The following is a 21,564-nucleotide window of genomic DNA, read 5'->3' on the forward strand; positions in this document are numbered from 1 at the left end:
TTCCCTGCCATTGCGTATCTTCGGATAAAGTTTTTCCATGACCTGCCGATACATTTCGTAGACTCCGGCTTTTGAGCTATGCAATGCAATCGAAAATTTTAGCGATGATAGTGTTACTAAGCTTAGGTACTCAAGCCTCAGAACCCGTGCCTATGGAAGATTGGTACAAAGCTGATTTAAGTTGGCAAATGCCTGCGGATGAAATCACTGAGTTATTGGCTGGAGACAAAAGTTTTCTGGCACTAAAAAGGTCAGCATTTACCGCAAAAGTAAAAGGCACTATTTTATTTATCCCGGACTGGTCACAACATGCTGCCAGCCCTAAATATCTGAATTTACTTCGAAAAGAGTTTAACGACTATGGCTGGGATACTTTAGCTATCGCAGTACCTGATGCTCCTTTTAATGACGACATAGCTAGCCTGGAAAACTATAGAGAACAGTTACAACAACGTATCGAAGTGGCGATGACGAGCGCCATGACGGAAAACACTACTGTGATTGTTGTGGCCCAGGGCAGCAGTGCGGCATTCATCAGCCAACTGTATGCGGACAAAAAGCTACAGGAACCTCAATCTCTTATTTTGCTGGAAGCATATTTACCCGCGGCAGAACAACAACGCAGCTTGCCTTTAGCTATAGCCAAGCAACAGGTTCCCACTTTAGATCTGATGCAGCAGCAAGGTAATCAGCAAGTTGCTGCCCAATGGCAATTGAGAAAACAATTGGCAAAACAACAACAAAAGCTATTATACCGTCAGCGCGAAATCAGCGGACTTGTAGCGCAGGCCGAAACCCAACAGCGGGTATTTAAAGAAATTTATGGCTGGTTAAGTTACCAAGGCTATTAAAAATAGCTTTTCCACAGCAAAAAACTTATTACACTGTGCAGCATCAGTTTTCCTGTAACTCTGGGCCGGAGAAGCCAAACCATGTCGCCTTTGATCCAAACCGTATTGTTGCTGACAGCAAGCAATATCTTTATGACCTTTGCATGGTATGGGCACTTAAAGCACTTTAAAGGCTCAGCCTTGTACATAGCCATTGCTGTGTCCTGGGGTATAGCTTTATTTGAATATATGTTGATGGTACCAGCGAACCGGATAGGCCATCAGGTGCTGAGTCTGGCTCAACTGAAGATTTTGCAGGAAGTGATTACCTTAAGTGTGTTTATTCCATTCGCCGTTTTCTATATGAGAGAACCTTTTAAGTGGAATTATGTTTATGCGGGATTGTGCCTGATGGGTGCAGTGTATTTTATGTTTTTCCGCGACTAACCCCTCTGTTTACGAATTAACTCATAAGCAGCTTGAATATCCTGAGTTTTTTGTTTGGCAACATCCATCAGCTCAGGCGGCAGGCCTTGCGACATCAGCTTGTCAGGATGATGCTGTGCCATCAGCTTTTTGTAGGCCTTTTTTAATTGAGCTTCAGAGCTGTTGGAGTTAACACCTAAAATTTTATAAGCATCTGTTAAACGGTTTGCTGCATCAACAGTTCCGCTGTGACTACTTTTGGCAAACCGGGCTTCCGCTTCATAACGGCTGACCATGTGTTCAAACTGAGTCGCATTTATCCCTAAAGCCGACGCGACTTGCGTCAGTATCTTTTGTTCTGCACTGCTTAAATGTAAATCGACATAAGCTGTACTGATTTGAATCTCAAGAAACATCAGTAACAGATCCGGCCTGGATCTGTAGGCAGATTTAAATTCCGCTAACTGCTCTAATAAAGGGAAATCCGTCTGTTTACCGTCACGAAAAGCAGCCTGAGCTTCTTGTTTTTGCACAGTAGTTAAACCAAGTTGCTCCATAAACACAGTCGCTTGCTGAATATGAGATTTGGTCACTACACCATTAGATTTAGCGATATGCCCCATGACGGCAAAAGTGTTGTAACGAAAAATTCCCTGAGCTTCCGATTTATCGCGGGAAAAACCATTAAAACCACCACGACTGGCGAAGGCACCACCATAAGACTTATCAAACCAATGGCCAATCAATAAACCGATAAACAACCCCGGAATTTTCAGCAACGCCATGCCAAACAAAGCTCCGAGAATCTTACCCCACATATTCAGACTCCAATAGAAGTGACAACTCGCTCAGCCTTTGCGCAGTGCCTATATCATGCCAGACTCCCTGATACAGTTCTGCTGTCACTTTGCCCTGCTGCATAGCCTCTCGCAAAAAAGGGGCTAATTTTTGCTTGCCTGCAGGCACCGAGCTAAAAAACTCAGGACGGTAGACGGCAATACCACTGAAAGTAAAACATTGTTGAGCTGCGGCTAAAGCATAACCTGTGGCACTGATGCCAAAATCTCCGGCGGGATGCTGCACAGGGTTCGGTACAAGTACCAGATGAGCCAGGCTATCCGCCGCCAATTTCCCTGCAAGCTGTTGATATGGGTAATCGCTGAAAACGTCGCCGTTCACTACAACAAAAGGTGCATCGCCCAATAATGGTAAGGCTTTTCTTATCCCTCCGGCCGTTTCAAGACCTTCAGCACCTTCATCCGAGTAACTGATGTTCACACCAAACTGTTCCCCCGTGCCCAAATGTTGAGGCAACAGGTGTCCCAGCCATGCATAATTGATGACAATATCGTGCAGCCCTGCGACAGCAAGAGCCTCAAGGTGATATTGGATCAATGGCTTACCAGCAACAGCCAACAAAGGTTTAGGTAACAAATCAGTTAAAGGGCGCATACGCTCCCCCCTTCCGGCAGCCAGGATCATTGCTTTCATATCAGCCCCTCACCTCCAGCGCTGGTTGTACTTTTTGTTTTAACCACAAATCCAGTTCATGTAGCTGTGGGTAACGCGATGTCACCTCAAGAACATAGTCAAAGACCCGAGGTAAATCAGCAAGATAACCTGCTTTCCCATCTCGGTGATATAGGCGGCAGAAAATACCACAGACTTTAATATGTCGTTGTAACCCCATCCAATCAAACCACAGTTGGAACTGTTCGGGGCTTATATCCAGCGGTAATTGTGCTTGAGCTCTGAGGCTTTGATACAACTCATGACTGAATACCTGCACCAGCTCAGCAGGCCATTTGATATAACAATCTTTAAGCAAAGACACAGCGTCATAAGTGACAGGGCCTGTCACCACATCTTGAAAATCGATGACTGCTAAATCGCCATTAGGTTGCAGCATTAAATTACGGGAATGGTAATCCCTGTGCATACCAGCCTGAGGCTGCTGCAATGCGGTGTCAGCCAGCAGCAGAAAATGCCGCAGCAACATGGCTTGTTCTTGTTCATTGAGCGTTAGCTTCAGGTGCTGAAGCACAAACCAATCAATAAATATCTGCATTTCACGCAGTAAAAAGGCCTGGTCAAATACCGGCAACGCCCCTGCACTGGTCGAGCTGATAGTGCGAACTTTAGTTAATTCTGCCAATGCCTGATGATAAAATGCCGTGACTGTCTGCTCCGTCAGTTTGGACAGCAACAAGGTATCGCCTAAATCACTCAGCAGTAGCAACCCAAGAGGTATGTCCTGCGCAATAATTTGCGGAACCAGTAAACCCGCCTGAACAAATGCTTGTTGGGTTGCAACAAAGCGACTGCAATCCTCTGCAGGAGTGGGAGCATCCATTAAAATGTAGCTTTTTTTGGCTATAGAGAAACGAAAATAACGCCTGAAACTAGCATCTCCCGTGATCGGAACCAGCTGAATGGCTTCCCCAGGAAAACAAGCCGTTAAAAAACTTTGAATTAACTGCATTCGAGCTGGCACTTCATTCCCCTCATCAGGTCAAAGCCAGCACTATAACGGATTAGCAGGATCCGGAAAATTGATTTATTATAGCTCGCTCGGTGTTCTGTTAGTTTTCACCTGTTTCACGTATTGTACTAAGTAGGTTGCATGACTCATTCTCTGATCTATCGCCTTATTATCATGGCGCTTGGTATTCCCTATCTTGCCCATGCAGAAGAGCAAACACCTCAACCTATCCGGCAATGTTATAGCGCTATTGAAATGCCTGCAAAGCTGAGTCAGCTGTCAGCAGAAGATAACAGGCTACAAATTTTATCAGACCGTATTCGCATGATGCGCGACCAAACTGCATTGTTTGACGGCAATATAGAAATCCTTTATCGCAATACCATGCTAAACGCAGCAAATGCCAGAGTCAGCCAAAAAGAACAAACTTTAGTGGCCAGTGGCGGTATTCAGTATTACAGCCCTGATTTAAAGGTCAGCAGTAGTAAATTCAGTGCCCAGTTAAAGGAAGATAAAGCAGTACTGAGTGAAGCCAATTATCAACTGGTTAGTCAGTCTGGTCGTGGCTATGCCAAAGAAATGAGTGCGTTTAATAAGCAAATTAATTTATCAGCTGCAAGTTTTACTACCTGCCCTGAAACTGACAGCAGTTGGGCGCTGCACGCTGATAAAATTAATATCAATGCCGACGATGGCTGGGGCGAAGCCTGGCATTCTGTGATTAAAATCCAGGACGTACCTATTTTGTATTTGCCTTATATGACCTTCCCCGTCAGTGACAAACGTAAAAGTGGTTTATTGTTTCCAAAGATTGGCAGCTCGCAAAAATTAGGTGTTGATTTAGAAACACCTTATTACCTGAATCTGGCAGAAAATTACGATGCCACCATAAGCCCACGCTTTATGAGTAAAAGGGGTGCCCAGCTCAATACAGAGTTCCGTTATCTCACCGAAGAGCATAATGGCCTGCTACAACTGGAAATTTTACCTGATGACAACGATAAACCCGCAGGTTTTGGCAGTCGCTATTTAACGCATTTCAGTCATAGCGGTGAGTTGTCGGATCGGTGGCGTGCCAGTGTGGATTTTACAGACGTCAGTGACGATGCTTATTTATCTGAACTGGGCTCAGATTACAGCAATCAAAGTGACACTCAGCTATACCGTCAGGCCAGTCTGAACTACTTCGGGGATTACCTGAATTCAGAAATTCGTTTGCAAGGGTTTGAAATTCTCGGCAATTACTCGCCGTCTTACGCAGCCTTACCCCAAGTTGATCTTAGCTCCGCCGCACCTTTGGATTTAGCAGCTGGCTTTGAATTTAACTGGCACAGTCAATATGCTCATTTTCGCAATGATGCCGCAGTCATAAACAGTGCTGATCGTTTGCATCTTGAACCCAGCATCCGCTGGCCTTTAATCACTCCGGCGATGGAACTGGTTGCAGAAACCAGCTTGTTGCATACCCGCTATCAGCAAAATACTGATCAAAACACCTTGTTGGTTCAGGAAGAAACCAACAGAACTCTGCCAAAAATTCAGATCAACGCCAAACTGAATATGGAACGGGAACTGGCATGGGATAATGCGGATTCTCTGCAAACATTTGAGCCACAAATACAATACCTTTATATCCCCTATCGTGATCAGTCAGACATCGGCTTGTATGACACGGCTCGGTTACAGGACGACTATTATGGTTTATTCCGCGAAAACAGATTCTCAGGTTTAGACAGAATTGCAGATACAAACCAGCTGACCATTGGCTGGACCACCCGCCTGTATGATTCGGAAGATACTGAGCTATTTCGTTTCAGTCTGGGGCAAATCGTATTTTTAGATGATCCGGAACCTATAGATAATTCATTACTCGATACAAAACAGCCTGCAGACTCTGTACTTGCCTCTGAGCTGTTATGGAACTGGAGCAAAGGTTGGTACTTAAATACCGCATTGCAGTATGACTCCAGCAATGAACGCATGGTAAAAAGCAATGTCACGCTGGATTACATTGCAGACGATAAAAGCCTGATCCAATTGAACCATCGTTACAGTCGTGAAGTCTCAGACTACGAAATTGCACAGGTCGGTTTTTTAGCCACTACGCCTATCGATGATAAATGGAAACTGATTGCCAGTTATTATCGTGACATCAACAAGCATCATATGATAGAAGCTAACTTTGGTTTGCAATATGAATCCTGTTGTTGGGCAATTCGTGTGGTTGCCAAGCGCCAAATTAACACCAACCTTGAATTGGCACTGAATGATTTGTCACAACCACCAACTTTTGATAACGGTATAGCCGTACAATTTGTATTAAAAGGTTTTGGTGAAGGGGCTGGTTTCTCAGTCAACGACATGTTATCGAACGGAATTTTTGGTTATAGACGCCCATATTTACTAAATAATTAATGTAGGAACCTATGAAGTTACAACTTTTGATTGCCAGCTCTGTGGCCGCATTTCTGGCCTTTTCGAGCCAGGCGGCAGAACAAAAGATCGACGGTGTTGCAGCGATCGTCAACAACGGTGTCGTATTGGATAGCGAAGTGACAGATATGGTCGATAAGGTGAAGCGTAATGCGCAAAGCCAGGGTCAGACCTTACCTTCAGACCGTGCCTTACGAACTCAAGCACTTGAGCGCTTGATCAGCAACAGTTTACAGATGCAGATGGCAAAACGTATGGGCCTGCAGATTACCGATCCACAACTGGATCAGGCGCTGGAAAACGTTGCCCGCGGTGAAAACCTGACTATGGAACAATTTCGCCAGCGCATAGTGGAAGAAGAAGGTGATTATCAGCAGTTCCGTGAACGTTTCCGCGAAGAAATCACCACAGGTGAAGTGTTACGTTCAAATGTGCAACGCCGTATCTACATCAGCCCACAGGAAATAGACAGCCTGATGAAAGTGATGGAAGAACAAGGGGCTTCTAATGAGCAATACAATATTGGTCATATTCTGATTTCCATTCCAAACCAGGCCAGCACAGAAGAAATTACTGAAGCAAAAGATCGTGCGGATAAAGTAATGAGTTTGTTGCGCGAAGGCAGTGATTTCAAGAAAATCGCTATTGCCTCTTCTTCAGATAGCACAGCCTTAGATGGCGGTGATATGGGTTGGATGAATATCAACGAAATGCCAACGCTGTTCTCTGATGCTATTCGTGGTAAGAAAAAGACCGACATGATTGGGCCTTTACGCTCTGGCGCTGGTTTCCATATTTTGACGATTTTTGATATTCGTGGCGCGAATGTTGCCGAACTGAACGAAGTGAAATCACGTCACGTATTAATTAAGCCGTCTATTATCATGAGTGAAGAAAAAGCCCGTGACACCTTAAAGCAGTTTGTTACCGACTTTAAAGCTGGTAAAGCTGATTTTGCCGAATTTGCCAGCGCAAACTCTGAAGATCCTGGTTCTAAGTTAAAAGGTGGTGATTTGGGTTGGGCGGATCCGGCCATGTATGTACCGGCCTTCCGCGATACCTTAAACAAGCTGCAATTGCAGGAAATCAGTGAGCCTTTCCGTACTGAGCATGGCTGGCACGTTGTACAGTTATTGGAAAAACGTGTTGTTGACATGACTGCAGAGAAAAAACAGGATCAAGTGTACCGTATGCTGTTTAACCGCCGTTTTAATGAAGAGCAAGCCAACTTCCTGCGCGAATTACGTGATCAGGCATTTGTTGAAGTGTTGGCGGAAACTGAATGACATTAAGGATAGCAATCACCCCAGGTGAACCGGCAGGTATAGGCCCTGATCTGGTGGTGATGTTGGCACAAAAAAACTGGCCAGTGCAGCTCATCGTTTGTGCCAACGCAGAAGTATTGCAACAAAGAGCGGCAGCGTTAAACCTGCCGCTTCAGCTTTTACCTTATGTGCCTGAGCAACCAGCACAACAGCAACAGGCTGGTACTCTGACTTGCGTGGATTTCGCAGTAGAGGCTCCTGTGGTAACAGGACAGCTCAATGAAGCTAATGGTCGGTATGTGGTAGACACCTTACGATATGTCGGCGAAAAGGCCATGTCAGGTGAATTTGATGCCATAGTTACGGGGCCGGTGCACAAAGGTATTATTAATAAAGCTGGCATCCCCTTTAGTGGTCATACCGAATATTTTGCTCACCTGTCTAACACTCCTTATGTGGTGATGATGCTGGCCACTGAAGGTCTGCGTGTTGCACTGGCAACTACTCATATTCCATTGGCCTATGTCGCTAAAGCCATCACAAAAGAGCGCTTACACAAAGTCATTACAGTGCTGCACCACGACTTGCGACACAAATTCGCGATCGAGTCCCCTGTTATTTATGTCTGTGGGCTAAATCCACACGCTGGAGAGGATGGGCATCTGGGCCGCGAAGAAATAGATATCATCAGCCCGGCTTTAGAAGAATTACGTTTACAAGGCATGGATCTGGTCGGCCCATTACCTGCCGATACTTTGTTTCAGGCTAAATATCTGGAGCATGCCGATGCCGTCTTAGCTATGTATCATGATCAGGGCTTGCCTGTATTGAAACATAAAGGCTTTGGGCGGTCAGTGAATATCAGTTTGGGCTTACCTTTAATAAGAACATCAGTCGACCATGGTACTGCGCTGGATTTAGCTGGCACAGGAAAGGCCGATCCCGGCAGTTTATTCCATGCCCTGGAACAAGCCATTTATTTAGCGCAAAGAGCCAAGTTATCACATGACAGATAAAGTACACCTGGGACATACAGCCCGAAAACGTTTTGGTCAGAACTTCTTACACGATCCTGTAGTGATTGAACGAATAGTTAAAGCCATTAACCCAAAACCAACAGACATACTGGTCGAAATAGGCCCTGGTTTAGGTGCTATTACAGAACCTGTAGCAGAAAAAGCCGGTCACCTCACTGTGGTTGAATTAGACAGAGATTTGGCGCAGCGTTTGCAGGAACACCCTGTATTGGCTGATAAATTGACCATACATCAGGCTGATGCGATGAAATTCGATTTCCGTCAGCTGCTGCAACCGGGCAAGAAATTAAAAGTATTCGGTAATTTACCTTACAACATCTCTACCCCACTGCTGTTTCACCTGTTTGACTACGCAGACGATATTGAAAACATGCACTTTATGCTGCAAAAGGAAGTGGTGGAGCGTATGACTGCAGGTCATGGTTCTAAAACTTATGGCCGTTTATCTGTGATGACTCAGTTTTTCTGTCACGCCATGCCAGTAGTCGAAGTCGGCCCGGGCGCCTTTAAACCGGCACCTAAAGTGCATTCTGCTGTGGTGCGTCTGATCCCCAAATCAAGCTCAGAGAGACAGGATGTACCTGTTGCGGTCTTAAACAGAGTCTGTCTGGAAGCCTTTAACCAGCGCCGTAAAACCTTGCGTAACTGCTTCAGTAACTTTGCAACAGCTGAGCAAATTGTCGAGATGGGTATAGATCCAACTTTACGTCCCGAGCAATTAAGCGTGGAACAATTTATTGGTATAGCCCGTTGGCTCCATCAACAAGAGCAACAACAGTTATGAGCCTGAGTTTCGAAATTCCTGTTTCAGTGGAAACATTTTATGTGGCAGCTCAATCTGATCCGGCTTCGGACAGATATGTATTTGCTTATACTATTACCATAAAAAACCACAGCACTGAAACGGTGCAGTTGCTAAAACGGTATTGGTTAATCACTGATGCCAATGGCAAAGAAACAGAAGTGCATGGTGACGGTGTGGTAGGTGAGCAACCTCAGCTTGCGCCGGGCTCTAGTTATAGCTATACCAGCGGAGCTGTGCTCGAAACTCCGGTAGGCACCATGCAAGGCCATTATGAAATGACCAGCCAGAGCCAATTGAGTTTTAAAACGGCGATTCCCCTGTTTCGTTTGGCCATCCCTAACATTCTGAACTAACCTCATGCCAAGCTACGTGATAGGTGATGTCCAGGGCTGCTTTAAACAGCTGCAATACTTGTTAAAAAAAATTCAGTTTGATCCAAACCAGGATCAACTGTGGTTTTGTGGTGATTTAGTCGCAAGAGGCCCGGATTCATTGGCGACGCTAAGGTTTATTCGCTCTTTGGGCAATAAGGCCAAAGTGGTGCTGGGAAATCATGACCTGCATTTTTTGGCTTGCGTGTTTGGTTTTGCAAAAGTAGATACCAAAGATCAACTCAGCGAACTATTCAATGCTCCCGACTTAGCTGAGCTGACCCATTGGCTACAGCAACAACCTCTAATGCATTTTGAAACGGAACGACAACTGCTGATGGTTCATGCGGGTCTGGCGCCCGATTGGCCCCTGAGTACCGCCTTAAATGCTGCAGCGGAAGTTAGTGCTGTACTTAAAGAAACTCCGGAAAAACTATTCGCTGCCATGTACGGAAATACTCCTGCTCTGTGGTCAGAAGTACAGTCTGAGGAAGACAGATGGCGTTTTACCATTAACAGTTGTACCAGAATGCGATTTTGTCTGACCAATGGCGCACTTGAACTCAAAGAAAAGCGCCATCCGGATAAAGTGAGTAATCTGATCCCCTGGTATCAGTTTTGGCAACATAAATCTCATCCACAGATTTTTTTTGGGCACTGGGCAGCCTTGATGGGATATAGCCCTGTAGCAGGAATTCATGCGCTGGATACCGGATGTGTTTGGGGAAATTATTTAACGGCCTATTGTATTGAGACAGCACAGCGTTATAGTGTTTCTGACCAAAAATAACGCTATAATGCAACGCTGTTTCAAAATGATGTATTTTGAATTGTTTATTGTGTGGTGACAGGGCCAATGATGCCCTTTTAGCCTGGATACTGGGAGTAAGGTTATGAAGTTAACGGTAGCACTTCGGATTATTGGTGGTTTTGGTGTAATTTCACTCCTACTGCTGGTGATCGGTATTACCTCGTACAAGAGCTTGGATAGTATCAACACCTCAACCACGCAAGTAAATGAAATCTCGATCCCAGCTTTAGAAAATAGCGCAGTGCTGCAAAGCGAATTTGTCAAAATGAGCAAGGTCAGTCTGCAGGCGTTTTATGCCACTGAAGTGAAACAGGTCAAAGATTTAGAGACTCAGTTCGTTGCAGAACAGGTGTTGTACGATACAGCAGCTAAAGCATTACAAACTGTAGTAGCAGAGGAAGAAACTCTGACGAATTCGTTTAAGGATGTATCAGCGGCTTATACCGAATTTACCCCTGTCAGCAAAAAGCTATTTGCAGAACTGAGTAAAAGCCTAACCTTACGTGACCAAATTGCCTCCCAATTATCAGATGTAGAGTTAAATTCAGATGACTCAGCATCCTTGCTGTTAGATTTCAGTGACGTCCGAGATGTAACCCGTCGTTTCCCGCAAGCAAGCAAAGCGGCCACTGATCTTGAAACAGGATTAAATACCTTAGTCAGCGTAGTTGTAGATTTAACCCGTACCACTTCTGCTACTACGGCAGACACCATATCCAACGAAGTAAAGTCTCGTTTGGAAGGTGTAAATCAACAAATGAGCACCATCAAAACCGAGGCGGGTTCCAATGTTGATATGGTGGCCGATTTAGACGAAAAAATTACTGCTATTAATGATTTATTAGCTGGTGATGAAGGCATCCTGGCATTAAAAGCACAAATGTTAGCGGCATCAGCCGAAGCTCAGAAACTATTGACTCAGGCGGAAGCTCACAATAAAACTGCGTTAGATGGATTAAATCGCTTACTATCCCGCGCTCGTACCGTTGCAGGCGAAATTCAGGCCGAGGCAGCATCTGATGTATCTGGTGCTATTACTACAATTTTTCTTGTTGTGCTGATTTCTATTGGTTTAGCTATAGGTATAGCTATGCTGACAGTGCGCAGCATTACTACCCCATTAGCCAAAGTAAATGAAATTTTAGGTGTAGTTGCTTCAGGTGATTTGACCAAGAGACTAGATGATTCCTCACACGATGAATTTGGCGATCTGGCCCGTAACTGTAATCAGGTTATTACCAACTTGCGCCAATTGATCCAAGGCATTATTTCCCGTTCTACGCAGCTTGCCGCAGCTTCAGAACAGACTTCAGCTATTACAGTGGAAACCACTACAGCTATTCGTGAACAGAAGTCTCAGGTCACTCAAGCCGCTACAGCCACTACTGAGATGAGTAGCACTTCTCAAGGCGTCATGCAAAGCTCAAACGATGCGTTGGCTGAAATCAAAAATGCGGACAGCGAAGCCGAGCGCGTGAAAGTGATTTCTGAAAATAACAAGCAGACCATACTGCAGTTATCAAAAGAAGTCGATCAGGCATCAACTGTGATCAATAAACTGCATAAAGACAGCGCATCAATCGGTAGTATCCTTGATGTGATCCGTGGCATTGCAGAACAAACCAACTTACTGGCATTAAACGCCGCTATTGAAGCAGCCCGCGCAGGTGAACAAGGTCGTGGTTTTGCGGTGGTAGCTGATGAAGTACGTTCTTTGGCCAGTAAAACTCAGGCTTCGACTCAGGAAATTCAAGCCATGATTCAAGTCCTGCAAACCGGTGCTCATGCAGCTGTAGAAGCAATGAACAAAGGTAAAAAGCAGGCTGAAAATTGTGTGACTCAAACTGAAGTTGCAGCTCAGGCTTTGGAATCTATCACCAATGCGGTCCACTTAGCCCATGATATGAGCGAACAAATCTCTCATGCAGCTAAAGAACAGAATCAGGTGTCTAACGAAATAAGTCATTTATTAGAGTCAATTGTCACTATCGCAGAACAAACAGCTTCAGGTGCTGAACAAACGTCTCAATCCAGCCATGAAGTAGCGCGTTTAGCTGAAGAACTACGTCAATCTGTAGAGCAGTTCAAAGTCTGAGCTGGTTAGGTAGTCAGTAAAAAAAATCCGCCGTATGGCGGATTTTTTTATTGGGCTTGGTAGGAGTAATTATTCACCACCACCTGCACGTTCCTTTAATACTTTAAGTACAGGAGAGGCAGCAAAACCATTGCCTTCAGCCCATGCGATATCACCGGATGCTGCAACCTGAGCGGCAGGTAACTGTTTCACAATAAACTCCCCCACATCAGCCGCATTATTTTTGATCGCAAAACGCACTAAGCTGTCTCCGTTACACGTCACACCATCATAGATATTACGTAAACGCAGGCGGTAATCACTTAATACTTTGCGTAATCTATTCTTATCGTCAGCCTTGACATAATCACACATCGAAGCAGCTAGCTGGTCGTCAGCATGTACCACTGGGGACACTAATACTGCACCTGCCACCACAACACCACAGAACACTGCTGGCAACAATTTCATACATTACTCCTGAAGCAGTCAAAAAACAGACAAATCCATAGTAACAACATGTCGCAGCAGGTGCAATGAAGTCCTGTTCATTCTCTGTTCAGGATGCGGAATTGGTATGGATGAGGATTTTGTGCATCAGCTTGATGTCGTTCTGATGCTGATTCGTACCAACGACCTGCAGCCTGATAATCAGGGAAAAAGGCATCTCCCTCTACAGTTAAATCAATATCGGTAATATAAAGCGTATCGGCCATAGGCAGTACCTGACGATAAATCTCAGCACCGCCTATAATCATCACTTCTGCTTCATGCTGCACTAGAGCCAGCGCCTGTTCGATGCTTTGCACCCAATCGGCATCAGTACTGAGTGCACCACTCTGCCTGCTGATCACTATGTTACGGCGGCCAGGCAGCGCCTTACCAATAGATTGATAAGTTTTACGGCCCATAATCACCGGCTTGCCTAAAGTCACTTTTTTAAAATGCTTCAGATCAGCCGGTAAATGCCAGGGCATTTGGTTATCTTTGCCGATGACTCTGTTATTGGCCATAGCCGCTATCATTGCTATCCGCATGCTAACCTCAACGCCGGTAAATGACTTCAACGTCGTAATCGTCTTCGTCGAAATCATCATCATCATCCAGGTCATCAGCAATAGACAACACATCGGTGTGATAATCATCCCATTTGAAGTTTACAGCGTCTTCCACCTGCTCTTTTGGTTTTTCAACGGGTAGCAATTCAATATAATTCAGGATATCTGCCGCTAAACGCTCGGTATTAGTGCGGCTGGCAGCAGCAATCTTATGGACCTCGCCTTGCCAATTGATGGCTTTAGTGACTCGCTCAATCACGTCTTCCAGCTCATCTTCCAACACTAAATCCAGTTTGTTAAACACTAACCAGCGTGGTTTGTTGGCCAGCTTGTCACTGTATTTATCCAATTCTTTTAAAATAGTCACAGCATTTTCAGCCGGATCTGAACCATCAGCTGGCAGCACGTCTACAACATGCAACAGCAAACGACAACGCTCTAAGTGCTTTAAGAACTGAATACCCAAGCCAGCACCTTCTGCAGCGCCCTCAATCAAACCGGGAATATCTGCTATTACAAAAGAGCGGTGGCTTTCTACCCTGACAACTCCCAGATTTGGTACCAAGGTTGTAAAAGGATAATCAGCTACTTTTGGCTTGGCAGAAGATACAGCACGGATCAGAGTCGACTTACCAGCATTCGGCAGGCCTAATAGGCCTACATCCGCTAATAACAGCAGTTCTAAGCGGATATTACGTACTTCACCTGGCGTACCATTGGTTTTCTTGCGTGGCGCTCTGTTAGTGCTACTGGTAAAGCGGGCGTTACCCAAACCATGCCAGCCGCCTTTAGCAATCATTAGCTTCTGACCATTTTTGGTCAAATCACCAATTACTTCTGCGGTATCTATATCCACAGCACGTGTCCCAACTGGCACACGCAAAATCATGTCATCACCACGTTTACCAGTACAGTTGGTACTCATACCATTCTGACCACGTTCCGCCTGGTGATACTTTTCAAACTGATAGTCCACCAAAGTGTTCAGGTTGGTGTCAGCCATTAAATAAACATCACCACCATCACCACCGTCACCACCATTTGGGCCACCTTTGGCGACAAATTTTTCGCGACGGAAACTGACAATACCGTTGCCGCCATCGCCGGCTTCAACCCGAATTTCCGCTTCATCTACGAATTTCATCTGGACTATCCTGATCTAAAAAAACTATGGGCTCATTATACTATCAATTCAGCCTGCATGAATGCCTAGCTGTGTCTGGATGAATTGAAAGCAACAAAACTGACCTTCGGAACACTGAAGTATCAGCCTTTGATCGATTCTTAATAAAAAAGCCCCGCACTAGGCGGGGCTTTTCGAAGTAATGCGTCGTTATTCGCTAACGATGCTTACGAACTTGCGATTGTTTTCGCCTTTCGTTTCGAATTGCACTTTACCGTCAGTTAAGGCGAATAATGTGTGATCTTTACCGATACCTACATTACTACCAGCGTGGAACTTAGTACCACGTTGACGAACGATGATGTTACCAGCTAATACTGTCTCACCACCAAAACGTTTAACACCTAAGCGTTTCGCTTCTGAATCGCGACCGTTACGAGTGCTACCTACACCTTTTTTACTTGCCATGAGTAGTTACTCCTTCGATTACGCGCTGATGCCGGTAATTTTCACTTCTGTAAACCACTGGCGGTGACCAGCTTGTTTACGGTAGTGCTTACGACGACGGAATTTGACGATTTTAACTTTATCGCCACGGCCATGGTTGACCACTTCCGCTGTTACTTTACTGCCTTCAACTAAAGGAGTACCGATCTTGATGTCTTCGCCATTAGCGATCATCAGAGCTGAAAATTCAATAGTTGCGCCGGTTTCTAAGTCTAGTTTTTCTAGACGAAGGGTTTGCCCTTCCGTTACACGGTGCTGTTTACCACCACTTTGGAAAACCGCGTACATAGTTAACTCCGTACAAAGCACGCCGACTTTTAAGGGCGTGTTAATTATAATCACAGGGCGCGAATTGTACGCAATTTCCCCTACCCCCGCAAGTACAATTATTAAAAAGATCAGTGGGCAACAAAAAGGATCGGGTTTTACTTTAGCTGATCAGCTGCAATGGTGTAGAATCAGCCACATTCTATACCTAAGCAGTTGTTTTACCAGATGACGCTCGAAGAGATCCGCCAACTCAGTCTTGATGACATGACGGCCGTGAACCAACATATATTCACTCAGCTTAGCTCTGAGGTGGCGCTGATTAATCAGCTGGGCATCTATATAGTCAATAGTGGTGGCAAGCGCTTGCGTCCGCTTTTAGCTGTATTGGCTGCCCGTGCGCTGGGTTATGAAGGCCAACAACATATTACCCTCGCCACTATAGTGGAATTCATTCACACCGCGACCTTATTACACGATGATGTCGTAGATGAATCTATGCTACGTCGTGGTAAAGAGACAGCTAACGCCGTATTTGGTAATCAAGCCAGCGTCTTAGTTGGTGATTTTCTCTATACACGAGCCTTTCAGTTAATGGTGTCACTGGATAAAATGCAGATTATGCAAATCCTTGCTGATGCCACCAATATTATTGCTGAAGGCGAAGTGTTGCAGTTGATGAACGTCAACGACCCGGAGACGTCCGAGCAGAACTATATGCAGGTGATTTACTGCAAAACTGCCAAATTATTTGAAGCAGCCACGCAGCTTGCTGCTATTTTGGCAAATCAGCCTGAATCGGTTGTGAATGCGATGAAACTCTACGGTATGCATTTGGGCACAGCCTTCCAGCTGATTGACGATGTATTGGATTATCAGGCGGATGCTGACGAACTGGGCAAAAACATCGGTGACGATTTAGCGGAAGGTAAACCTACATTGCCTTTGATATACGCACTTCGTCATACCAGCGGTGACGACCAGCAACTACTGAAAGATGCAATTGAACATGCCAATGGTATGCAGCACCTTGAACGTATTATGGCTATTTTAGAACACACTAAAGCCTTTGAGTACACTCGCGCTGTAGCAGAGCAGGAAGCAGAAAAAGCCCGCCAGGCTATCGCTTTCTTACCTGAATCTGGTTACAAAGATGCTTTATTGACGTTAGCCGATATCGCAGTGCAGCGGAATCACTAAAAACGGGTTCACTTTAAAAGCAAAAGCCAGCATAATGCTGGCTTTTTCTATTCAAAGCATCTTAGTTTGCGTTAGCAACAAACTCTTCGCCTAATGTGATGTCAGCTTTTAACGTGCCTAACATGTCATTCATGGCTTTTTGCTCGTACGCACTTAACTCGCCGATAGGTAACAGTGCTTCAACACCATTTTTACCTAATACGATAGGCTGAGCGAAGAAACGGGCGTGTTCACCCTGACCTTCAACATAAGCGTATTCAGTCACTTGTTCGCCTTTTAAGCCTTTAACTAAAGACACACAGAAACGTGCAGCAGCCTGACCCATAGACAGAGTTGCAGATCCGCCACCAGCTTTAGCTTCCACTACTTCAGTACCAGCGTTCTGGATACGGTAAGTTAATGAAGACACTTCTTCATCCGTGAAAGTGACATCTTTCACCTGAGACAGCAGAGGCAGAATAGTAGTACCGCTGTGGCCACCGATCACTGGAACAATAATTTCAGCTGGATTTTTACCTTTCAATTCAGCAACAAAAGTTTCAGCACGGATCACGTCCAGTGTAGTGACACCGAATAAACGCTTAGCATCATAAGTGCCAGCTTTCTTAAACACTTCAGCGGCAATAGCCACAGTAGTATTCACAGGGTTAGTGATCACACCCACTAAAGCCTTAGGGCAGTTTACAACTATGGCTTCAGCCAAAGTTTTTACTACGCCAGCATTAATGTTAAATAAATCAGAACGGTCCATACCTGGCTTGCGTGGCATACCGGCAGGGATCATTACGATATCAGCTCCGATCAGCGCTTTATCCAGATCTTCTTTACCAAAACCTGTAACTTTCACCGCTGTTGGGATATGACTTAAATCAACAGCTACACCTGGAGTTACCGGCGCTAAATCGTACAGAGCTAAATCAGTACCAGATGGTAAGTTTAACTTTAATAATAAAGACAGCGCCTGACCTATACCACCAGCAGCACCTAATACGGCAACTTTCATGCTATTCTCCCAATTTACGGTTCAAAAGAAACGCGCCAACAATACTGAAATGTGGCACAAAATACAAATTACTTACGCCTAAAGTCTAAGCATTTTATCTGATTTTGGTGTAATTTACTTGCTGAACCACAGTATTAGTCCAAGTTCGGTCAAGACGGCCGGAAAAACCAAAAGTTTAATTAAAAATGATGACTAAACAATCAAAACAAGAAGCACTGATCCAGGCGTTTAAATCCTTACTGAAAGAAGAACGTTTTGGCTCACAAAGCGATATTGTGGATGCGCTCAAAGCCGAAGGATTTGACAATATAAGCCAGTCTAAAGTGTCCCGCATGTTAAGCAAATACGGTGCTGTACGTACCCGCAACGCGAAGCAGGAGATGGTGTATTGTTTGCCGCCTGAATTGGGTGTCCCCACTACTAAAAGCCCGCTGAGGCAGTTAGTGCTTGATATTGAACACAACGATGTGATGATTATTATCCGTACCAGCCCGGGCGCTGCTCAACTGATTGCCCGCTTACTGGATTCTGTAGGTAAAGCTGAAGGTGTACTGGGGACTATAGCGGGCGACGACACCATTTTTATAGCCCCGACCAGTGTTAAAAATATCAACTTCACCTTAAACAAAGTGACTGAATTATTTGAAAAGGTCTGAACCGGCCTGATCTTCCAAAAAAGTGATTGAGGGGGCAAAAAAAGCAGCCCCCGCTTCAATCTGGCAATAATCCAACAGCAAATCTGCATTGTCTGACCCCACTCCTAACCGATTCACTAGCCAGTTTGCGACATCCGTTGGATTGGCAGAAAATCCTATAGAAATCATACCCTGAGAACGAATATCAGCTACAGGCATGTTTTGCCAGAGGATCTGTTTGCGGCCTGTTCCATTTTCTAATGCAGTTTTGTCGGCATGAGAGTTTGCCTGCCGCTGTGCTGAGGGCAACAACTGTCCATCCAGTTTATTACGTCCCATTATAGCTTCCTGCTCTGGCATAGTCAGTTGCTGCCAACGCTGCAAGTCATATTGATACCGCAACATGTACACATAGCTGCCAGCACTCATAGCGCTTTTAGGATCGTTACTGATCAAAGCACAGGAGCGCCGTTGCTTGCCTTTAGGATTATCCGGAGTATCGTGAAAGCCCGTCAGGCTACGGCCGTCCAAATAACGAAAGGCATGTAATTGCTCATACAGATCCACATGCTGTTGCAGCAAATGATAAATTTGTTGGGTAGCTATGTGAATAACATCAAAACGATCAGCACGAATTTGGATCAGCAAATCTGGAGAGACCACAGGCAAATCAGCAAGATTTCCCGTAAAGTCAGGCCAGGGTTCTGGTTGTTGCTCCGGATACAAATGCGGCCAGTAGTTTTGCCCTACAGCAACAACAATATTAAGCATCGCCTCAGAAAACTGATCAGATAGACGCTCAGCTAACATAGGTACTTTAGCTAATTGCAGACGTATATAATGCTCGTGGCCATCTAAGGCATTCAACAATACATAACAACAATGCAAGTTCGCTTCGGCACAGATGCCAGATTGTTCCCGGGCCATAATCATCTCATCAGAATCAAGGGGAGGCGATCATACCAATTTGGCTGGTATAGGTCAGTAGTTTTCACACCGGTCAGAAACAGACAGACAATTGCCCTACTTCCTTGTGAGATATATCTCACAAATCAGTAAGCTAATGTAGCTTTTAATACAGGAAACACCCCAATAACAAACACATAAGCACATGATTAATAAAGAAATACAAGTAACAAACCACAGATTGCAATAATGTTTCACTACAAGTATTTAACAAACAAGGTCCTTTTCCAGCGATAAATAGACGATAATTATTACGTCGCTGGATGTGACGGCTTAACAAGATGTTAAGCAGGACAAGCTACAAGAAGTAGCAGCAGGAAGCATGGATACCAAAGGATTGTGCAGGGCAGCACAAGGATGAAAAGGACAGGCTCCGGAGTGAGTATACATCTTCAGGATGAAGATAAAAGGATAAGGACTCTGCCGGAGGCAGAAGGTACTCTCAGGATGAGAGTTAAAGGGAAAAGGATTCTGCGAGAATGCAGTGGGAATGTTCAGGACGAGCACAGGGATGATCCATCAGGGATAGTGGTTGGAAGGACACCACCAAGTTTTAGGGGCCGCGAAGTTCGCGGCCCGCCTTGTTTTCAACACACCGCTTTTTATCTCCTCATAACTTCAGTCATCTGCACCACAAATGCACCATATGAATGCATCCTCCGCGCTACTATGATGCACTTTAGAGTATTTGCGCTAACAATAATGTTGTTTTTTCCACCAAGGCTCTTTTCCTGTGTGAAAACAGCTGCTAGATTACAGGCGTTCTTTGCGAAATGATTTGGCGACTGCACTAAAACAGCGCACAGGTCCGTGGCTAAGACCACAAGAAAAAACCCCGGAAGCTTAAGCCGCCGGGGTTGTCTGATAAAGACAAAGGACAAGGATAGACGAATTTGGTGGTACGGGTTTAGTTGCCAAGACCAACTGCTACTTGCGTAGCTGCTGGCTTGGCAACCAGCTCCTGAGAAGCCCCACCGGCTCTCCCCAGGCTGCCTACTTTACTGTCGATACAAACTCAGGATAGGCTTCTACACCACACTCTGAACGATCAACACCTTCATATTCTTCCTGCTCTGTGACACGGATACCCATTGTCATTTTCAAAGCAAACCACACGACTAAACTCGCCACAAAAACCCAGACGAAAATAGTTGCAGCACCAGCCAGTTGACCCACTAAAGTAGCCGACTCTTTGGTCAGAGGAACAATCAATAATCCAAATAAACCTACAGTACCGTGCACAGAAATGGCACCTACCGGGTCATCAATTTTTAACTTATCTAAAGCCAGGATAGAACCCACCACCAACACACCAGCAATAGCACCGAAGATAGAGGCTTCTAAAGGTGTTGGTGTAGAAGGTTCTGCAGTAATAGCCACTAGGCCAGCTAAAGCGCCGTTTAATGCCATAGTCAGATCTGCCTTTTTGAACAACAGCATAGACAAGCCAATCGCAGCAATAGTTCCGGCAGCAGCGGCAGCATTGGTATTTAAGAACACCACAGCGACAGAATTAGCATTTGCGATATCGCCTAACTTCAGCACTGAGCCACCGTTAAAGCCAAACCAGCCTAACCACAGAATTAAAGTACCTAAAGCTGCCAGTGGCATGTTGGAACCAGGGAATGCATGAGCTTTACCGTCTTTGCCGTATTTGCCTTTACGGGCGCCTAACAGTAGAACCCCAGCTAGAGCAGCAGCAGCACCGGCCAGATGCACTATGCCTGAACCGGCAAAGTCAGAGAAACCTAAGTCACCTAAGCTGTATAAACCGAACACAGACTGACCACCCCAGGTCCACGAACCTTCCATTGGGTAAATCACACCAGTCATCACCACCGCAAAAGTCAGGAAAGCCCATAACTTCATACGTTCAGCCACAGCACCAGATACGATAGACATAGCAGTTGCTACAAACACCACCTGGAAGAAGAAGTCTGACGCTTTTGAGTAAATGGCTTTACCTTCAAAACCATTTTCACGTTCTGCAAAACTGGTTAAGGTCTGTGCCACATCGACCTCACCTATACCAGTTAAGAAGTAGCCACCGCCATACATTAACTGGTAACCACAAATCAGATACATTACACATGATACTGAGTACAACACCACGTTTTTAGTCAAAATTTCAGTCGTATTTTTCGCACGTACCAAGCCGGCTTCCAGCATTGAAAAGCCAGCAGCCATCCACATCACTAAAGCGCCACACACCAAAAAGTAAAAGGTGTCCATCGCAAACTGTAAATGATAAATTTGTTCCTGCATGATTTA

At 45.1% G+C, this 21,564-nt stretch carries 22 protein-coding genes; 11 read left to right on the forward strand and 11 right to left on the reverse strand.

Annotated elements, in window-relative coordinates; genetic code table 11:
* The first annotated feature begins 83 nt into the window (after positions 1–83).
* Together EK374_RS17705 and EK374_RS17710 are read left to right on the forward strand one after the other, a co-directional pair.
* A complete protein-coding gene (locus tag EK374_RS17705) occupies positions 84–851 on the forward strand; it encodes a DUF3530 family protein (RefSeq protein WP_127025860.1) in 768 nt (255 codons plus the stop codon).
* A gap of 81 nt (positions 852–932) precedes the next feature.
* A complete protein-coding gene (locus EK374_RS17710) occupies positions 933–1,277 on the forward strand; it encodes a DMT family protein (RefSeq protein WP_127025861.1) in 345 nt (114 codons plus the stop codon).
* Here the strand turns inward: EK374_RS17710 and djlA are convergent.
* The 3 genes from djlA to EK374_RS17725 are packed head-to-tail and all read right to left on the reverse strand — an operon-like array spanning position 1,274 to position 3,738.
* On the reverse strand, positions 1,274–2,074 hold the full coding sequence (gene djlA / locus EK374_RS17715) for a co-chaperone DjlA (protein ID WP_127025862.1): 801 nt from the start codon (positions 2,072–2,074) through the stop codon (positions 1,274–1,276). The genes EK374_RS17710 and djlA overlap by 4 nt on opposite strands.
* Positions 2,064–2,747: an N-acetylmuramate alpha-1-phosphate uridylyltransferase MurU gene (gene murU / locus EK374_RS17720; protein WP_127025863.1), complete on the reverse strand. Its 684-nt coding sequence runs from the start codon at positions 2,745–2,747 to the stop codon at positions 2,064–2,066. The genes djlA and murU overlap by 11 nt, the downstream gene beginning before the upstream one ends.
* Position 2,748: 1 nt before the next feature.
* The gene (locus EK374_RS17725; RefSeq protein ID WP_127025864.1) at positions 2,749–3,738 is read right to left on the reverse strand and encodes an aminoglycoside phosphotransferase family protein; all 990 of its coding nucleotides are present in this window, start codon (positions 3,736–3,738) and stop codon (positions 2,749–2,751) included.
* A gap of 141 nt (positions 3,739–3,879) precedes the next feature.
* Here EK374_RS17725 and EK374_RS17730 point away from each other — a divergent pair, with 141 nt between their 5' ends.
* The 7 genes from EK374_RS17730 (at position 3,880) to EK374_RS17760 (ending at position 12,555) form a co-directional block, all read left to right on the forward strand.
* The gene (locus EK374_RS17730; protein ID WP_127025865.1) at positions 3,880–6,153 is read left to right on the forward strand and encodes an LPS-assembly protein LptD; all 2,274 of its coding nucleotides are present in this window, start codon (positions 3,880–3,882) and stop codon (positions 6,151–6,153) included.
* A gap of 11 nt (positions 6,154–6,164) precedes the next feature.
* A complete protein-coding gene (surA, locus tag EK374_RS17735) occupies positions 6,165–7,457 on the forward strand; it encodes a peptidylprolyl isomerase SurA (protein ID WP_127025866.1) in 1,293 nt (430 codons plus the stop codon).
* The gene (gene pdxA / locus EK374_RS17740; protein WP_127025867.1) at positions 7,454–8,452 is read left to right on the forward strand and encodes a 4-hydroxythreonine-4-phosphate dehydrogenase PdxA; all 999 of its coding nucleotides are present in this window, start codon (positions 7,454–7,456) and stop codon (positions 8,450–8,452) included. The genes surA and pdxA overlap by 4 nt, the downstream gene beginning before the upstream one ends.
* Positions 8,442–9,257: a 16S rRNA (adenine(1518)-N(6)/adenine(1519)-N(6))-dimethyltransferase RsmA gene (rsmA, locus tag EK374_RS17745; protein WP_127025868.1), complete on the forward strand. Its 816-nt coding sequence runs from the start codon at positions 8,442–8,444 to the stop codon at positions 9,255–9,257. Before pdxA ends, rsmA begins: the two co-directional genes overlap by 11 nt.
* Positions 9,254–9,631: a Co2+/Mg2+ efflux protein ApaG gene (gene apaG / locus EK374_RS17750; protein ID WP_127025869.1), complete on the forward strand. Its 378-nt coding sequence runs from the start codon at positions 9,254–9,256 to the stop codon at positions 9,629–9,631. Before rsmA ends, apaG begins: the two co-directional genes overlap by 4 nt.
* Positions 9,632–9,635: 4 nt before the next feature.
* The gene (locus EK374_RS17755; protein ID WP_127025870.1) at positions 9,636–10,439 is read left to right on the forward strand and encodes a symmetrical bis(5'-nucleosyl)-tetraphosphatase; all 804 of its coding nucleotides are present in this window, start codon (positions 9,636–9,638) and stop codon (positions 10,437–10,439) included.
* Between the two features lie 103 nt (positions 10,440–10,542).
* Positions 10,543–12,555 carry a HAMP domain-containing methyl-accepting chemotaxis protein gene (locus EK374_RS17760; RefSeq protein WP_127025871.1) on the forward strand — a complete coding sequence of 671 codons (2,013 nt, stop codon included), beginning with the start codon at positions 10,543–10,545 and terminating at the stop codon, positions 12,553–12,555.
* Between the two features lie 69 nt (positions 12,556–12,624).
* Here the strand turns inward: EK374_RS17760 and EK374_RS17765 are convergent, their stop codons facing one another.
* The 5 genes from EK374_RS17765 to rplU form a co-directional block, all read right to left on the reverse strand.
* Complete coding sequence (locus EK374_RS17765; RefSeq protein WP_127025872.1) at positions 12,625–13,005, reverse strand: DUF3718 domain-containing protein; 381 nt, start codon at positions 13,003–13,005, stop codon at positions 12,625–12,627.
* A 77-nt stretch (positions 13,006–13,082) separates the two neighbouring features.
* Complete coding sequence (gene folA, locus EK374_RS17770; protein ID WP_127025873.1) at positions 13,083–13,571, reverse strand: type 3 dihydrofolate reductase; 489 nt, start codon at positions 13,569–13,571, stop codon at positions 13,083–13,085.
* Between the two features lie 7 nt (positions 13,572–13,578).
* Positions 13,579–14,736, reverse strand: a complete 1,158-nt coding sequence (gene cgtA / locus EK374_RS17775; protein ID WP_127025874.1) for an Obg family GTPase CgtA — start codon at positions 14,734–14,736, stop codon at positions 13,579–13,581.
* 189 nt (positions 14,737–14,925) lie between these two features.
* Positions 14,926–15,183 carry a 50S ribosomal protein L27 gene (rpmA, locus tag EK374_RS17780; RefSeq protein ID WP_127025875.1) on the reverse strand — a complete coding sequence of 86 codons (258 nt, stop codon included), beginning with the start codon at positions 15,181–15,183 and terminating at the stop codon, positions 14,926–14,928.
* An 18-nt stretch (positions 15,184–15,201) separates the two neighbouring features.
* Positions 15,202–15,510, reverse strand: a complete 309-nt coding sequence (gene rplU, locus EK374_RS17785) for a 50S ribosomal protein L21 (RefSeq protein ID WP_008899666.1) — start codon at positions 15,508–15,510, stop codon at positions 15,202–15,204.
* A gap of 207 nt (positions 15,511–15,717) precedes the next feature.
* On the opposite strand from rplU, the gene ispB reads away from it, so the two are divergent.
* Complete coding sequence (ispB, locus tag EK374_RS17790) at positions 15,718–16,689, forward strand: octaprenyl diphosphate synthase (RefSeq protein WP_127025876.1); 972 nt, start codon at positions 15,718–15,720, stop codon at positions 16,687–16,689.
* A gap of 61 nt (positions 16,690–16,750) precedes the next feature.
* Here ispB and mdh read toward each other — a convergent pair whose 3' ends face one another.
* Positions 16,751–17,692: a malate dehydrogenase gene (mdh, locus tag EK374_RS17795; RefSeq protein ID WP_127025877.1), complete on the reverse strand. Its 942-nt coding sequence runs from the start codon at positions 17,690–17,692 to the stop codon at positions 16,751–16,753.
* A gap of 185 nt (positions 17,693–17,877) precedes the next feature.
* Between mdh and argR the strand changes: the two genes are divergently transcribed.
* A complete protein-coding gene (argR, locus tag EK374_RS17800; RefSeq protein ID WP_008899669.1) occupies positions 17,878–18,348 on the forward strand; it encodes a transcriptional regulator ArgR in 471 nt (156 codons plus the stop codon).
* Here the strand turns inward: argR and EK374_RS17805 are convergent.
* Positions 18,331–19,254, reverse strand: coding sequence for a Dyp-type peroxidase (locus EK374_RS17805; protein WP_127025878.1), 924 nt, complete (start codon positions 19,252–19,254; stop codon positions 18,331–18,333). The genes argR and EK374_RS17805 overlap by 18 nt on opposite strands.
* A 1,032-nt stretch (positions 19,255–20,286) precedes the next feature.
* Positions 20,287–21,558, reverse strand: a complete 1,272-nt coding sequence (locus EK374_RS17810; RefSeq protein WP_127025879.1) for an ammonium transporter — start codon at positions 21,556–21,558, stop codon at positions 20,287–20,289.
* Positions 21,559–21,564 lie beyond the last annotated feature (6 nt).

This window comes from Rheinheimera mangrovi, assembly GCF_003990335.1.
In the GTDB taxonomy this organism is placed as follows: domain Bacteria; phylum Pseudomonadota; class Gammaproteobacteria; order Enterobacterales; family Alteromonadaceae; genus Pararheinheimera; species Pararheinheimera mangrovi.

Bases quoted from the DNA above. Each gene is read 5' to 3' on its own strand.
- EK374_RS17705 (WP_127025860.1), top strand. From the start codon at position 84: ATGCAATCGAAAATTTTAGCGATGATAGTGTTACTAAGCTTAGGTACT.
- EK374_RS17710 (WP_127025861.1), top strand. From the start codon at position 933: ATGTCGCCTTTGATCCAAACCGTATTGTTGCTGACAGCAAGCAATATC.
- djlA (WP_127025862.1), bottom strand. From the start codon at position 2,074: ATGTGGGGTAAGATTCTCGGAGCTTTGTTTGGCATGGCGTTGCTGAAA.
- murU (WP_127025863.1), bottom strand. From the start codon at position 2,747: ATGAAAGCAATGATCCTGGCTGCCGGAAGGGGGGAGCGTATGCGCCCT.
- EK374_RS17725 (WP_127025864.1), bottom strand. From the start codon at position 3,738: ATGCAGTTAATTCAAAGTTTTTTAACGGCTTGTTTTCCTGGGGAAGCC.
- EK374_RS17730 (WP_127025865.1), top strand. From the start codon at position 3,880: ATGACTCATTCTCTGATCTATCGCCTTATTATCATGGCGCTTGGTATT.
- surA (WP_127025866.1), top strand. From the start codon at position 6,165: ATGAAGTTACAACTTTTGATTGCCAGCTCTGTGGCCGCATTTCTGGCC.
- pdxA (WP_127025867.1), top strand. From the start codon at position 7,454: ATGACATTAAGGATAGCAATCACCCCAGGTGAACCGGCAGGTATAGGC.
- rsmA (WP_127025868.1), top strand. From the start codon at position 8,442: ATGACAGATAAAGTACACCTGGGACATACAGCCCGAAAACGTTTTGGT.
- apaG (WP_127025869.1), top strand. From the start codon at position 9,254: ATGAGCCTGAGTTTCGAAATTCCTGTTTCAGTGGAAACATTTTATGTG.
- EK374_RS17755 (WP_127025870.1), top strand. From the start codon at position 9,636: ATGCCAAGCTACGTGATAGGTGATGTCCAGGGCTGCTTTAAACAGCTG.
- EK374_RS17760 (WP_127025871.1), top strand. From the start codon at position 10,543: ATGAAGTTAACGGTAGCACTTCGGATTATTGGTGGTTTTGGTGTAATT.
- EK374_RS17765 (WP_127025872.1), bottom strand. From the start codon at position 13,005: ATGAAATTGTTGCCAGCAGTGTTCTGTGGTGTTGTGGTGGCAGGTGCA.
- folA (WP_127025873.1), bottom strand. From the start codon at position 13,571: ATGCGGATAGCAATGATAGCGGCTATGGCCAATAACAGAGTCATCGGC.
- cgtA (WP_127025874.1), bottom strand. From the start codon at position 14,736: ATGAAATTCGTAGATGAAGCGGAAATTCGGGTTGAAGCCGGCGATGGC.
- rpmA (WP_127025875.1), bottom strand. From the start codon at position 15,183: ATGGCAAGTAAAAAAGGTGTAGGTAGCACTCGTAACGGTCGCGATTCA.
- rplU (WP_008899666.1), bottom strand. From the start codon at position 15,510: ATGTACGCGGTTTTCCAAAGTGGTGGTAAACAGCACCGTGTAACGGAA.
- ispB (WP_127025876.1), top strand. From the start codon at position 15,718: ATGACGCTCGAAGAGATCCGCCAACTCAGTCTTGATGACATGACGGCC.
- mdh (WP_127025877.1), bottom strand. From the start codon at position 17,692: ATGAAAGTTGCCGTATTAGGTGCTGCTGGTGGTATAGGTCAGGCGCTG.
- argR (WP_008899669.1), top strand. From the start codon at position 17,878: ATGATGACTAAACAATCAAAACAAGAAGCACTGATCCAGGCGTTTAAA.
- EK374_RS17805 (WP_127025878.1), bottom strand. From the start codon at position 19,254: ATGGCCCGGGAACAATCTGGCATCTGTGCCGAAGCGAACTTGCATTGT.
- EK374_RS17810 (WP_127025879.1), bottom strand. From the start codon at position 21,558: ATGCAGGAACAAATTTATCATTTACAGTTTGCGATGGACACCTTTTAC.